The organism is Mesorhizobium sp. CNPSo 4688, from assembly GCF_057784295.1.
This window is the reverse complement of sequence record NZ_JBWLUY010000021.1, coordinates 26,974-39,262: the sequence shown is the minus strand read 5'-3', so window position 1 is coordinate 39,262 and position 12,289 is coordinate 26,974. Positions and strand designations below refer to the sequence as shown.

General features: G+C 63.3%; 15 protein-coding genes and 2 tRNA genes. 11 read left to right on the top strand and 6 right to left on the bottom strand.

Annotation, left to right across the window (positions count from 1 at the left end; all coding sequences use genetic code 11):
* Window positions 1-8: 8 nt before the first annotated feature.
* The 4 genes from AC04SH_RS29385 to AC04SH_RS29370 all read right to left on the bottom strand — a co-directional run bounded on the left by AC04SH_RS29385 (window position 9) and on the right by AC04SH_RS29370 (window position 3,912).
* Entirely contained in the window at window positions 9-749 is a 741-nt protein-coding gene (locus AC04SH_RS29385) for a class I SAM-dependent methyltransferase (RefSeq protein WP_488577625.1), read from the bottom strand.
* 32 nt (window positions 750-781) lie between these two features.
* On the bottom strand, window positions 782-1,699 hold the full coding sequence (locus tag AC04SH_RS29380; RefSeq protein ID WP_488577624.1) for a ketopantoate reductase family protein: 918 nt from the start codon (window positions 1,697-1,699) through the stop codon (window positions 782-784).
* 147 nt (window positions 1,700-1,846) lie between these two features.
* Window positions 1,847-3,304, bottom strand: a complete 1,458-nt coding sequence (locus tag AC04SH_RS29375; protein WP_488577668.1) for a pyridoxal phosphate-dependent decarboxylase family protein — start codon at window positions 3,302-3,304, stop codon at window positions 1,847-1,849.
* 41 nt (window positions 3,305-3,345) lie between these two features.
* Complete coding sequence (locus AC04SH_RS29370; protein WP_477237444.1) at window positions 3,346-3,912, bottom strand: cupin domain-containing protein; 567 nt, start codon at window positions 3,910-3,912, stop codon at window positions 3,346-3,348.
* Between the two features lie 124 nt (window positions 3,913-4,036).
* Here AC04SH_RS29370 and AC04SH_RS29365 point away from each other — a divergent pair, with 124 nt between their 5' ends.
* The gene (locus tag AC04SH_RS29365) at window positions 4,037-5,014 is read left to right on the top strand and encodes a LysR family transcriptional regulator (RefSeq protein WP_477237442.1); all 978 of its coding nucleotides are present in this window, start codon (window positions 4,037-4,039) and stop codon (window positions 5,012-5,014) included.
* Between the two features lie 21 nt (window positions 5,015-5,035).
* On the opposite strand, the gene AC04SH_RS29360 is transcribed toward AC04SH_RS29365, so the two are convergent.
* Entirely contained in the window at window positions 5,036-5,395 is a 360-nt protein-coding gene (locus AC04SH_RS29360; protein ID WP_477237440.1) for a hypothetical protein, read from the bottom strand.
* A 208-nt stretch (window positions 5,396-5,603) separates the two neighbouring features.
* Window positions 5,604-5,678 (bottom strand) — tRNA-Thr (locus tag AC04SH_RS29355).
* Between the two features lie 148 nt (window positions 5,679-5,826).
* Between AC04SH_RS29355 and AC04SH_RS29350 the strand changes: the two genes are divergently transcribed.
* From AC04SH_RS29350 to AC04SH_RS29305, 10 genes are all read left to right on the top strand, one after another.
* A complete protein-coding gene (locus AC04SH_RS29350) occupies window positions 5,827-6,069 on the top strand; it encodes a hypothetical protein (protein ID WP_477237438.1) in 243 nt (80 codons plus the stop codon).
* Between the two features lie 141 nt (window positions 6,070-6,210).
* A complete protein-coding gene (gene murA / locus AC04SH_RS29345) occupies window positions 6,211-7,503 on the top strand; it encodes a UDP-N-acetylglucosamine 1-carboxyvinyltransferase (protein ID WP_477237436.1) in 1,293 nt (430 codons plus the stop codon).
* Window positions 7,504-7,659: 156 nt separating this feature from the next.
* Window positions 7,660-8,094 (top strand): DUF2948 family protein, encoded by a 435-nt coding sequence (locus AC04SH_RS29340; protein WP_477237434.1) that lies wholly within the window; start codon window positions 7,660-7,662, stop codon window positions 8,092-8,094.
* Between the two features lie 135 nt (window positions 8,095-8,229).
* Window positions 8,230-9,522, top strand: coding sequence for a histidinol dehydrogenase (hisD, locus tag AC04SH_RS29335; protein WP_488577623.1), 1,293 nt, complete (start codon window positions 8,230-8,232; stop codon window positions 9,520-9,522).
* Window positions 9,523-9,528: 6 nt separating this feature from the next.
* Entirely contained in the window at window positions 9,529-10,014 is a 486-nt protein-coding gene (locus AC04SH_RS29330; protein ID WP_488577622.1) for a UPF0262 family protein, read from the top strand.
* Between the two features lie 124 nt (window positions 10,015-10,138).
* Window positions 10,139-10,588, top strand: a complete 450-nt coding sequence (locus tag AC04SH_RS29325) for an arsenate-mycothiol transferase ArsC (RefSeq protein WP_488577621.1) — start codon at window positions 10,139-10,141, stop codon at window positions 10,586-10,588.
* Window positions 10,589-10,771: 183 nt separating this feature from the next.
* On the top strand, window positions 10,772-10,990 hold the full coding sequence (gene infA, locus AC04SH_RS29320; RefSeq protein WP_006200926.1) for a translation initiation factor IF-1: 219 nt from the start codon (window positions 10,772-10,774) through the stop codon (window positions 10,988-10,990).
* 19 nt (window positions 10,991-11,009) lie between these two features.
* Complete coding sequence (locus tag AC04SH_RS29315) at window positions 11,010-11,636, top strand: Maf-like protein (RefSeq protein ID WP_192252197.1); 627 nt, start codon at window positions 11,010-11,012, stop codon at window positions 11,634-11,636.
* Window positions 11,633-11,824 carry a DNA gyrase inhibitor YacG gene (yacG, locus tag AC04SH_RS29310; RefSeq protein ID WP_436258269.1) on the top strand — a complete coding sequence of 64 codons (192 nt, stop codon included), beginning with the start codon at window positions 11,633-11,635 and terminating at the stop codon, window positions 11,822-11,824. The genes AC04SH_RS29315 and yacG overlap by 4 nt, the downstream gene beginning before the upstream one ends.
* A 292-nt stretch (window positions 11,825-12,116) precedes the next feature.
* Window positions 12,117-12,192, top strand: a tRNA-Phe gene (locus tag AC04SH_RS29305).
* The last annotated feature ends 97 nt before the right edge of the window (window positions 12,193-12,289 follow it).

The window sequence follows — 12,289 nt, the reverse complement described above, 5'->3', positions numbered from 1 at the left end:
CGCGCCGGCTAATTCCAGTAGCGGAATACTCTGCCCATTCTGTTCGGCATCATGAAAATCTCCTCCGCGCGGCGAAACCCGGCATCCCGCCCCATGCCGAGCCATGTGTCGGCGGTTTCGGGGAAATCGGCCACAAGCATATGACGTTTCATGGCAGCGAACTCCTCGTCGGAAAGAGTTGACCATGTATCGCGCTGCAAGGAGAAGCGGGCGAGCCAAGCGGCGCGATCCTCTCCCTCGAACAGCGTCGGCTCCCAGATGACGAATAGGCCCAGGCCGCCCAAGGCCCTGCGGGCGTGCCGCATCAGCCTCGCCTTGCCTTCGGTCGCCAGGTGGTGCAGCGACATGCCGATCCAGATCACGTCGACGGGCTCCGACCAGTTCGCCATCGCTTCCGCGAAATCGCCGCGGCGCAGCTCGACCGGGCAAGGGAGCCCCTCGAGCGCGCGATCGGCCAGCCTCAGTGACGCTTCCGACAGGTCGATGCCGACATAGCCGCCGATGGCGGTTGTCTTCAGCATCGCGGCCGAGGCAGCGGCATCGCCGCACGCCACGTCGAGGAATCGAAACGACCCTGGAGCATGCTCGACGAGCAGATCGCGCAGGCGCCCATAGACCTCGCGGTGGAACATGAGGTTGGTGGCCACGACCTTGCGATAAGTCTCCAACTCCTTGTTGAATATGTCTTGGGTGCCGGTTGCCTCGTCAGCTGTCGTCACCGGCATGCTCTCGCTCGACGAACTTGCCATGATATTCTCCCAAGGAACGTTATGGGACACCGCTAGGGCGCGGCACCCGCTGCGTACAGATGCAAGGCGCGGAAGACCGCCGTGTGGCCAGGGGTCGCAATACGAAACTTGATGCCTAACTCATGCATCCGCCCGGACAGCCAGGCGACCTCGATTGGCTTGCCCCTTTCGAGGTCGTTGGCCATCGACGATTTTACGTGCGGGGGGAGTGCGGTCCATCTGGTCGTGACGCGCCCTTCGAACCCCTCGGCCATCGGATGGCCGGCCGCCGCCGAGACCGCCATTCCCTCGTCGCGCAGTTGCTCGATGAAAATCCGTGCCTCGGGGTCGTCGAGGATCGGACCGATTCCGGAGCGCATGAGCGCCGTCCCTCCGGAAAAGGCCGCGAGTGTCACGAACTTCTCCCACAACACATTGTCGATGTCCGCAACCGGCTTCAGCTCAAGCCCCACAGCACGATCGCAGAGTGCCTGAAGGTCCTTGATGAGAGGCTCGCGGTGCCCGCCGACGAGGATGTCGCGCAGTCCGCCAGCATGAACCACTTCTCCCGGCTGTTTGATGAATGCCGACAAGTAGGTGGCTCCGCCAATCACCTGGTCGCCAGGAAGATGACGACCGAGCGTCTCGACGCTGTCAATGCCATTCTGCAACGTCACGATGCGCGTATTCCTGCCGATGAGCGGTCCTAGCGCTGCGGCGGCCTTCTCACTGTCGTAGAGCTTGACCGCAAAAATCGCGAGATCGACGGGACCGATGTCGGCCGGCGCGTCGCTCGCGGACACACTGGGGAGAAAGACGTTGCCGAGATCGCTTTGAATTCGCAGGCCGCCCTGGCGCATTGCCTGCAAATGGGCGCCGCGAGCAATGAAGCTGACGTCGCCCCCCGCCTCGGCGAGCCTTGCGCCGAGATAGCCGCCGATGCCGCCCGCCCCTATCATTGCGATCCGCATGCCGTCCCCTCGACGCCAGCTGCCGCCACTAGCCACGCGAAGCTGGAAAGGCATTCGCCGGCCCGCACAATATTAGCATTTTCTTGAATACAAGGCCAGCCGACAGGGTAGACGTCCTACGGCAAGCCGATCACGTCGAGCCCTCGCCTACCTTACCGCCCGCCAAGCCGCGATCATGGCGTCGGCGGCAATTTCGCCCTGCCTGTCGTCGGTCGACCAGGAAATCACCGACACCCGCATGACCTGGCGGCCGTGCCATTTTGCACCGCCGGCGAAGCAGACGCCATCGGCCTGCAGGCGGGCGATCGTCTGCAGCGTCAGCCGGTCGGCCTCCTCGTCCGGGCGGTCGGCGCCGAAACGCACGACGAACTGGTTCAGCACGACGTCGTTGGGCACGGCAACGGCGTTGTCGGCGCGCAGCCTTTCCGCCATCGCTTCCGCCACCTTGCAATGTCGCTCGACCATCGCGGCGATGCCGTCGCGGCCGAGGTGCTTGATCATCGCCCATGTGGCGAAGCCCCGCGCCCGTCGCGACAGTTCGGGCACATAGTGGCTCGGGTCGCGCTCGTCCTCGAAGGTTGACGGCAGATAGCTCGCCGCGATCGTCATGGCACGGCGATGGGCCTGTTCGTCGCGCACGATGGCGTAGCCGCAATCATAGGGCGTCTGCAGCCATTTGTGGCCGTCCGTTGCCCAAGAGTCAGCGGCATCGGCGCCCTCGGCCAGATAGCTGCGTTCGGGGCAGGCACGCGCCCAGAGACCAAACGCACCATCGACATGCACCCAAGCACCGATCCGGCGGGCGATGGGAACGATACCGGCAAAATCGTCGAAGGCGCCGGTGTTGATCTGCCCAGCCTGCAGGATGACGATGCAGGGGCCGGAGATCTGGGCGGCCGTCGCAGCAAAATCGGCTACCGCGATACGGCCGTTGTCGTCTGTCTTCACACGCAGGACGCGGTCATGGCCAAGGCCGAGGAACTGCAGCGCCGAGAAAACCGTTGCATGGGCGTCCTCGCCAATCAGCACCGTGATCGGCGGCGCGCCGAACAGGCCTTGCGCCTCGACATCCCAGCCGACCTGCCGCAGGACCGCGCCGCGGGCCGCTGCCAGGCAGACGAAATTGGCCATGGTCGCCCCAGTGACGAAGCCGATGGAGCTTTCCCGCGGCAGGTCGAGAAGCTCGAGCAGCCAGCCGCCGGCGATCGTCTCGACGGCCGAGGCCGACGGCGTGGCGTGATGGTTGCCCGTGTTCTGACCCCAGGTGCTGGTCAGCCAGTCGGCACAAACGCCGACCGAATGGGAATTGCCGCAAACCCAGGCGAAGAAGCGCGGACCTGTCATCCTGTGCAGGCCGGGCTCAGCCTTCGCGGCAAGCTCGTCAACCACACCGAGCCCAGCGCTGCCTCGTTCGGGAAGTGGCTCGCGGAAACTGTCCAACGCCTGCCGATACGACACCAGCGGCCGCTGCGGCCCGGAGGCAATGGCGTCGCGAAAACGCGTGGCGTGATCGGCTGCTCGCTGGAAGAGTTCGCCTGTGGAAGCCTCGCCCAGACCGGCATCCTCCGTTGCGGAAGGCCGCTGGCTCTCCAAGGCCTGCAGCATTGGGCCGACGATCAGCGCGTCCAGTGTCATGACGATATCTCCTATAGCCAGTCGATCCTGTATTTGTGCGACGCGGCCGCATATGCCTCGGGCATCACGGCACCGCTCGCCTCGGCGGCGGATAGCTCACGGAAGAAGCCTTCGAAGCCGGCCGGCGAGGTCATGGTGAGAAACCGGCCGGTGCGCGGCACGACGCGCCTATGCGCATGCGGCACACCACGCGGCGCGAACATCATTCCGCCCGGACCAACGCGAAATTCCTGGTCACCGCAGCGGAAGACATGCTCGCCCGCGATGACGTAGAAGAGCTCATCCTCGTTGGTGTGCCTGTGCAAGGGCGTGTCGAGCGGATCAATCTCCTCGATGATAGAGAAGGCGCCGCCGGTGGTGTCGCCCGCGGCTTTGATCACGAAATCGGCACCGCTGAAGCGAAGCCGCTCGCCCTGCTCGGCATCGAGCTTGTATGCGGATGATCTTGCCATGCCGCTTATCCCCTCCTCCGCTTCGGGTGAGACACTGCTCAATTCACCCGAAAAAGGTTGCTCCGTCAGCCAGCGCTCGCCGAGGTGCCGGACGAGCCCCAGCCCGGTTCCCGGCCGATCAGCCATCCCATCAGAGTGCGTCGCGCCCCGCCACCCGATTCTTGCATGGATGCTCCAACGGGTCTGGAACCCTTGTGGCGCCAGTATCGTGCTTGGGTTCTGATGAATCCAATGATATCAATTCAGCATCATGCTGAACGAAATAGACCTATCGCGCGCCGATCTCAATTTGCTGAAACTGTTCGAGGTGGTGCTCCAGGAGCGCCATGTCGGGAGAGCTGGCGACCGTCTCCGGCTGTCTCCCTCGGCGATCAGCCACGGGCTGCGCAGGCTGCGCAAACTGCTCGACGATCCGCTCTTCCTGAAGACGCCGAAGGGCGTCGTGCCGACGCCGCGCGCGCTGGAGGTGGCCGAGCCTATCGCCAATATTTTGGCGCAGATCCGGCGAATGGTTGTGGCGGTCGAGCCTTTCCGCCCGGAGACGTCGAACCGGCGCTTCACCATCAGCGCCGCCGACGCGCTTTCGGCGGTGTTCCTGCCGCCACTTGTCGAAAAGCTGGCCACGGCCGCGCCCAATATCGATCTCACGGTGCTGCAAATGCTGCCCTATCGCAAAGGCGGGCCTATCGAACGGACCTGGCGGCCGGTGCTTGCCGAGATCGACGCCGGCCTAGTGGATATCGCCGTCGCGCCGCTGGACGACGTGCCGACGCGCTTCACCCGGCGCGCTATGCTCAAGGAGCGTTTTGTGATCGTGATGCACGCCGGTCATCCCTTTGCCGAGGAACCGACGCTGGAACGCTACTGCACTATGCGCCATTTGGTGGTCTCGTTCACCGGCGAAAGGAAGGGGCTGATCGACGAAACTCTGGAAGCGTGCGGCCTAGCGAGACGTGTTGTGCTGACGGTGCCCAATTACACCATGGCGCTGGCAGCGGTCGCCGAGTCCGACCTCATCGCCGCCGTGCCGGCCGTGCTGGCGGCGAGGCAGGGTCCGCGTCTCGGCCTGGTCAGCGTCGACCTTCCGCTCGACACTGGCTACGTCCCGATCTGCGTTATCGCCCAGAAAGCGGTGATGGCAGATGCCGGCCTGACATGGATGTTTGAGCAGGTCTGCGAGGCGGTGCAAACGCACTATGTCGATCCTGCCTCCCAACTGCCGGACTAGAATCTTACCTGAGAGAGGTAGCTACGCATCGGCAGAAGACTTGAACTCTTCGAGGCGATCGCCGACGAGCCGTTCAAGTTCATCATCGGGGAGCTTTCCCGAGTAGCCATCGCGAAAGCGCCGAGCTCCCTCGTAGTCGACCTCAAAGCCTGCATATTGATAATGTTGCGCCCGGATCAGCGCATCGTCGGCCGGCCGCATTTGATAGTCTCGGCTGGCTATTTGCGGCGGAAGAAGTGGATAGCGGCTGACAGCAATCGACTGTTCGCCAGCGGCAACGGCGCGGCGCTCGCCAAGCGCAATCTCGTGCTGTCGGACGGCGACAGCACCTGGCAACATCTTCAGGGCTGTCCGGTAGTCAGGGCCGAGCGCTTTTCGCAATTCGGCCTTCCCGATATACGGCCGCAGCTCTTTGAGAATGACAAGTCGCGCAAAATAGCGGCCGTCTCGATATAGCGGCCGTCTCGATTCAGGAGATTTCGAACGCGGCCGGTCATAAATTCCACCCGATCTGTTACGGTATTTGTAACGTCAGAATGGACAATAACCGTTGCGTGTCAATGACTTCAACAATTTCAAGGAGGTAGGCTGGTGCTGCGAGAGAGGATTGAACTCTCGACCTCTCCCTTACCAAGGGAGTGCTCTACCACTGAGCTACCGCAGCCGCTGATGGCGGGGCTTCTGCCATATCGAACCGACAAGCGCAAGGCATCTGTGAAAGGCTTTGCCAGACAAGTTTCGCTGACATGGCCGCGCCACAATGCTAGCTATCCCAGAACGGCAAGCCTGCCAGTCACGGGTGGGACGGGACGATGAACGACAAGACAATTCCACCGAAAAGGGCCGATCCGGCAAAAAAGAGCGGAACGGACCGCAAGGACCGCCTGGCAGAGCAGCTGCGCGCCAATCTCATGAAGCGCAAGGCGCAGGCGCGTTCACGGCGCAACGGCGACGCTGACAAGCAGCGCGCCGGCGACGCCGACCAGCAGCGCGCCGGCGACGCCGAGCAGCGGCCGGAAGGCCTGGCGGCTGCTGAAAAAATGCACAAGGACTAACCAAAAGCCGCCACACTGGCCCGCCACCTTGGCCAAAGGGGCAGGAAATCCTATTTCTTGAACCAAGCCGGCCAATGGTCTAGACGGGCCGATACTCAAACTGACGAAAACCGGCCTTTCGGGCCGAGGGGACATTCTCTCATGGATCGCATCAGAATTGTCGGCGGCAACAAGCTCGCCGGAAGCATTCCGATTTCGGGCGCGAAAAACGCAGCCCTGCCGCTGATGATCGCGTCGCTGCTGACCGACGACACGCTGACGCTGGAAAATGTGCCGCATCTGGCCGATGTCGAGCAGCTGATCCGCATCCTCGGCAATCACGGCGTCGATTATTCGGTCAACGGCCGCCGCGAAAAGCAGAATGAGGGCTATTCGCGCACCATCAATTTCTCGGCCCGCAACATCGTCGATACGACCGCGCCTTACGAGCTGGTGTCGAGGATGCGGGCGTCGTTCTGGGTGATCGGCCCGCTGCTGGCCCGCATGGGCGAGGCGAAAGTGTCGCTGCCCGGCGGTTGCGCCATCGGCACGCGGCCGGTCGATCTGTTCCTCGAAGGCCTGCAGGCGCTGGGCGCCGACATCGATGTCGACACCGGCTATGTGCTGGCCAAGACCAAGAATGGCCGCCTTGTCGGCAACCGCTACGTGTTCCCGAAAGTCTCGGTCGGCGCCACCCATGTGCTGATGATGGCGGCGTCGCTGGCCAAGGGCGAGACGGTGCTGGAAAACGCCGCCTGCGAGCCCGAAATCGTCAACCTCGCCGAATGCCTCAACGCCATGGGCGCCAGGATCTCCGGCGCCGGCACGCCGACCATCACCATTGACGGCGTCGAATCGCTGTCAGGCGCGCGCGTGCGCGTCATCCCGGACCGCATCGAGACCGGCACCTATGCCATGGCGGTGGCCATGACCGGCGGCGACGTGGTGCTGGAAGGCGCCCGCCCCGAGCTGCTGCAGACCGCGCTGGACGTGATTGCGCAGACCGGCGCCGAGATCACGCCGACCAATTCCGGCATTCGTGTGCGGCGCAACGGTGCCGGCATTGCGCCGGTCGACGTCACGACGGCGCCCTTCCCGGCCTTCCCGACTGACCTGCAGGCACAGTTCATGGGCCTGATGACCATGGCCAAGGGCAAGTCGCGCATCACCGAGACCATCTTCGAAAACCGCTTCATGCATGTGCAGGAACTGGCCCGCCTCGGCGCCCACATCACGCTGTCGGGCCAGACGGCGATCGTCGACGGCGTCGCCAAGCTGAAGGGCGCGCCTGTCATGGCGACCGATCTGCGCGCCTCGGTGTCGCTGGTCATCGCAGGCCTTGCTGCCGAAGGCGAGACCACGGTCAACCGCGTCTACCACCTCGACCGCGGTTTTGAGCGGCTGGAAGAAAAGCTGTCCAAGTGCGGCGCGGTGATCGAGCGGATTTCGGCTTAACTGCGCGGCAGTTATTCCAGACAAACAGGAGTCTGGTGCTGCCTTCATTCCCCGATGACACCTTAAACCCGAGGCGCCAGCCCCGGGCCGCGGTTGCACGGACCGGAAAGACCGCCTAACAGAGGGCTGAAACCAACTTTCAGGTGTGCATTCGGCATGGCAGCCCTCAAACTCATTGCGCTCGACGATCAGGATCTGAGCATCGTCTCGGCCCACGTCCAGGACGCCGTGATGAAGGTCTCGGACCTCGAATATTTGCCTTCGGCCAAGCGTTTCCTGCTGACCATGAACCGCTTCGTCTGGGAGGCGAAGTCCGGCCTGTTCAGACAGCACAATGAACGGCGCCAGGCGGTGCTGCATTTCGATCGCGTGCTCGGCGCCAAGACCAACGGCATCGCCCGCGACCGACCGGCTGAGGTGCTGTCGCTGCTGGCGATCAGCTTCGTCGAGATCAGCAAGCCCGCCGGCATCGTCGAACTGGTCTTTTCGGGCGGCGGCACGATCATGCTCGACGTCGAGTGCATCGAGGCGCGGCTTGCCGATATAAGCGGCGCCTGGGAAGCCACCTCGCGTCCGGTGCACAGGGGCTAAAGCATGATCCCAAGAAATGGGTACCGGTTTTTGTCGGACAAAACGGGAATCGTTTTGTCCAGAGATCATGCTCCAACAAAGGGTTAGATCATGGTGAGATTTCAACCAACTCTCATCATGATCTAGACGCAGCCCATGGCTATCACGCTCCGACAGTCCGATGCCGATTTCGAGCAGCGCTTCGCCGCCTTCCTGACCACCAAGCGGGAAGTCTCGGAGGACGTCGACACCGCCGTGCGCGCCATCATCGCCCGCGTGCGCGCTGAAGGCGACGCGGCGCTGATCGACTATTCCCGGAAGTTCGACAAGGCCGATTTGAGCCAGCTCGGCATCGCCGTCTCCAGGGACGACATTGCTCAGGCCTACAAGCAAGCCGATCCGCAGACGGTCGAGGCGCTGAAATTCGCCCGTGACCGCATCCGATCCCATCACGAACGTCAAATGCCCAGGGACGACCGCTATACCGATGCCGCCGGCGTCGAATTGGGCTCGCGCTGGACGGCGATCGAGGCGGTCGGGCTCTATGTGCCGGGCGGCACAGCCAGCTATCCAAGCTCGGTGCTGATGAACGCCGTACCGGCCAAGGTGGGGGGCGTCGAGCGCATCGTCATCGTGGTCCCGGCGCCGGGCGGCGTCATCAACCCGCTGGTGCTGGTGGCGGCCGACATTTCAGGCGTCGCGGAAATCTACCGCGTCGGTGGTGCACAGGCGATCGCGGCGCTTGCCCATGGCACCGAAACAATCAAGCCGGTCGCCAAGATCGTTGGACCCGGCAATGCCTATGTCGCCGCGGCCAAGCGCCAGGTGTTCGGCACGGTTGGCATCGACATGATCGCCGGCCCGTCGGAGGTGCTGGTGGTGGCCGACGGCAGCAACGATCCCGACTGGATTGCCGCCGACCTTCTGGCCCAAGCCGAGCATGACGTGTCGGCGCAATCGATCCTGATCACCGACGATCCCGCGTTTGGCAAAGCCGTCGAACAGGCGGTTGAGCGCCAGCTGCAAAGTTTGCCGCGCGCAGAGACGGCTGCAGCCAGCTGGCGCGATTTCGGCGCGGTGATCCTGGTGGACACAATCGAGGCCTCGCTGCCGCTGGTCGACCGCATCGCCGCCGAACATGTCGAGTTGGCCATCGACGACGCCGAAGGTTTTCTCGCCAGGATGCGCAATGCAGGTGCGGTGTTTCTGGGCCGCCATACGCCCGAAGTTATCGGCGACTATGTCGGCGGCTCCAACCACGTTCTGCCGACGGCGCGCTCGGCGCGCTTCTCGTCTGGCCTGTCGGTGCTCGATTTCGTCAAGCGCACCTCGATCCTGAAGCTCGGGCCAGAGCAACTGAGAGCACTTGCGCCGGCGGCGATCGCGCTGGCCAAGGCAGAAGGCCTCGACGCGCATGGCCGCTCCGTCGCCATCCGGCTGAACATGTAGGCGGACATGGCGGACGGCGATCCAATCCGCGCAAGACTGATCGACGTCGAACTCGACGAATCGATCGGCCGTTCGACGCCCGACGTCGAACATGAGCGCGCGGTGGCGATCTTCGACCTGATCGAGGAAAACAGCTTTCAGCCGGTCAATGACGACGGCGCCGGGCCTTACCGGCTGAAGCTGTCGCTGGCCGAATCCCGGCTGGTGTTTGCGGTCGCCCGCGAGGACGGTGCGGCCGTCGTCACCCACATCCTGTCGCTGACGCCGCTCAAACGCATCGTCAAAGACTATTACCTGATCTGCGAAAGCTATTACGACGCCATCCGCTCGTCGACGCCTAGCCATATCGAGGCGATCGACATGGGCCGGCGCGGCCTGCACAATGAAGGCTCGCAGACGCTGATGGACCGGCTTGCCGGCAAGATCGACATCGACTTCGACACGGCGCGGCGGCTTTTCACGCTGGTCTGTGTGCTGCACTGGCGGGGTTAGATCAGGATGACGTTTCGTTGAATGGCCATCCCGATCTGACTCTTTGTTGGAGCATGATCTCGGGACAAAACTATTCCCGTTTTGTCCGAGAAAACCGGTTCCCACTTTTCGGGATCATGCTCTAGTGGCCGCGCTGCCCCGCTCCATCCTGTTTTTGTGCGGCATGAACGCCGTGCGCTCGCCGATGGCCGAGCAGCTGGCGCGGCGCATGCTGCCGCCGACCACTTTCGTTGCCTCTGCCGGCGTGCACAGGGGCGAGCGCGACCCGTTTGTCGATGCGGTGCTGGCCGAAGAAGGGCTGACGCTGGGCGAGCGCCAGCCGAGAGCAATGGAGGATCTCGAGGACGACTATTTCGACCTGATCGTTACGCTGGCGCCGGAAGCGCACCATGCAGCGCTCGAACTCACCCGCTCGCTTGCCGTCGACGTTGAATACTGGCCGATGCCGGACCCGACCGATGTCGGGGGCAGGCGCGAGCAGATCATGGCCAGCTACCGCGACGTCCGCGAGCGGCTGAAAACGCGTATAAGCCGGCGTTTTCTGCTCCCAGAGGCGAAAAACGCGGCGGATTAATCCATGTCGCTCAAAAGTGGTCCCGGTTTTGAGATAACGACATGCATAACAAAAGCTTAGATCGCGTCGCATATGACGCGATCTAAGCGTGTTCACAAGCGGACGATTATCATATAGGTTCCGCCGAAATTCCCGCCTGGGCACTCCAGGACGCCGGAACTGCAATCCAAGCAAAGGTATCGAATGCCGAAGGAAGAAGTCCTCGAGTTTCCGGGTGTCGTGACGGAATTGTTGCCGAATGCGATGTTCAGGGTGAAGCTCGAAAACGAACACGAGATCATCGCCCATACGGCCGGCCGCATGCGCAAGAACCGCATCCGCGTGCTGACCGGCGACAAGGTCCTGGTCGAAATGACGCCCTATGACCTGACCAAGGGCCGCATCACCTATCGTTTCAAGTAAGAATTAGATCCGGACCGCGATGAGCAGTTTGCAGAAGCTGGTGCTTGCCTCGGGTTCACCGCGCCGGATCGAGTTGTTGCAGCAGGCCGGCATCGAGCCGGACCGCGTGCTGCCGGCCGATGTCGACGAGACGCCGCTGCGCGCCGAGCATCCGCGCTCGCTGGCCAAGCGGCTGTCGACGGAAAAAGCCGAGAAGGCGCTGGCTTCGCTGAAAAGTGAGGAAGACTATGCGCCGGGCTTCGTGCTGGCCGCCGATACGGTGGTCGCGGTCGGGCGCCGCATCCTGCCCAAGGCAGAGACGCTGGATGACGCCGCCAATTGCCTTGGGCTGTTGTCGGGCCGTTCGCACCGGGTCTATTCCGGCATCTGCCTAATCACGCCGGGCGGCAAACTGCGCCAAAGGCTGGTTGAATCCAGGGTTCGCTTCAAGCGACTGCCGCGCGAGGAGATCGACGCCTATGTCGCGTCGGGCGAATGGCGCGGCAAGGCCGGCGGCTATGCCGTGCAGGGTCTCGCCGGCTCCTTCGTCGTCAAGCTGGTCGGCTCCTACACCAACATCGTCGGCCTGCCGCTCTACGAGACGGTGGCGCTGCTTTCCGGCGAAGGCTTCAAGGTCCACACCAACTGGCACACCGCGCGGCCATGAGCCTGGACGACAAGGTCACCCCGCTGCGCCCGAAGCGCCCCTGCCCCGAATGCGGCAAGCCGTCGGCGCGCGAGACCTATCCCTTCTGCTCGACGCGCTGCAAGGACATCGACCTCAACCGTTGGCTGAAGGGCGCCTATGTCATCACCGCGCGTGATGATGAGGAGGAGAGCGACGAGCCAAAGTAGGGCATAAGCGCCGACGTTGCGGCCAATCCCCTTCGCCCCGTTCACGGGGAGAAGGTGCCGGCAGGCGGATGAGGGGCGGCACCAATGTCGGCAATTTCACTTGGCCGACCTTGCGCGATTGCTGCTTTGCCGACGCCTATCGAGCCCCGTCACCTATCCGCGACAATTGCCCCGGAAAATGGCGCTTAGGCGCTGGACAGGCCGGATTCCCGTGCTATAACCCACGCGCTTTCAAGGGGCGCCCACGGTGCTTTCCTGAAATCCGGCCAACGATATCTCGTTTGCCGGCGAGGCCCAGATAGCTCAGTTGGTAGAGCAGCGGACTGAAAATCCGCGTGTCGGTGGTTCGAATCCGCCTCTGGGCACCATCTCTTTCTCCGAAGAAATCAGGTGCGTGACCTCTTGTCGGCGGCAGGCGGATTCCGGATCTCGGGCCGCTGAATGCCGGTGCGCCTGCGCAACCGA

Excerpts from the sequence above, each read along its gene's own strand:
- AC04SH_RS29385 (WP_488577625.1), bottom strand. The coding sequence starts at position 749 with ATGGCAAGTTCGTCGAGCGAGAGCATGCCGGTGACGACAGCTGACGAG.
- AC04SH_RS29380 (WP_488577624.1), bottom strand. The coding sequence starts at position 1,699 with ATGCGGATCGCAATGATAGGGGCGGGCGGCATCGGCGGCTATCTCGGC.
- AC04SH_RS29375 (WP_488577668.1), bottom strand. The coding sequence starts at position 3,304 with ATGCTGCAGGCCTTGGAGAGCCAGCGGCCTTCCGCAACGGAGGATGCC.
- AC04SH_RS29370 (WP_477237444.1), bottom strand. The coding sequence starts at position 3,912 with ATGGCTGATCGGCCGGGAACCGGGCTGGGGCTCGTCCGGCACCTCGGC.
- AC04SH_RS29365 (WP_477237442.1), top strand. The coding sequence starts at position 4,037 with ATGCTGAACGAAATAGACCTATCGCGCGCCGATCTCAATTTGCTGAAA.
- AC04SH_RS29350 (WP_477237438.1), top strand. The coding sequence starts at position 5,827 with ATGAACGACAAGACAATTCCACCGAAAAGGGCCGATCCGGCAAAAAAG.
- murA (WP_477237436.1), top strand. The coding sequence starts at position 6,211 with ATGGATCGCATCAGAATTGTCGGCGGCAACAAGCTCGCCGGAAGCATT.
- AC04SH_RS29340 (WP_477237434.1), top strand. The coding sequence starts at position 7,660 with ATGGCAGCCCTCAAACTCATTGCGCTCGACGATCAGGATCTGAGCATC.
- hisD (WP_488577623.1), top strand. The coding sequence starts at position 8,230 with ATGGCTATCACGCTCCGACAGTCCGATGCCGATTTCGAGCAGCGCTTC.
- AC04SH_RS29330 (WP_488577622.1), top strand. The coding sequence starts at position 9,529 with ATGGCGGACGGCGATCCAATCCGCGCAAGACTGATCGACGTCGAACTC.
- infA (WP_006200926.1), top strand. The coding sequence starts at position 10,772 with ATGCCGAAGGAAGAAGTCCTCGAGTTTCCGGGTGTCGTGACGGAATTG.
- AC04SH_RS29315 (WP_192252197.1), top strand. The coding sequence starts at position 11,010 with ATGAGCAGTTTGCAGAAGCTGGTGCTTGCCTCGGGTTCACCGCGCCGG.
- yacG (WP_436258269.1), top strand. The coding sequence starts at position 11,633 with ATGAGCCTGGACGACAAGGTCACCCCGCTGCGCCCGAAGCGCCCCTGC.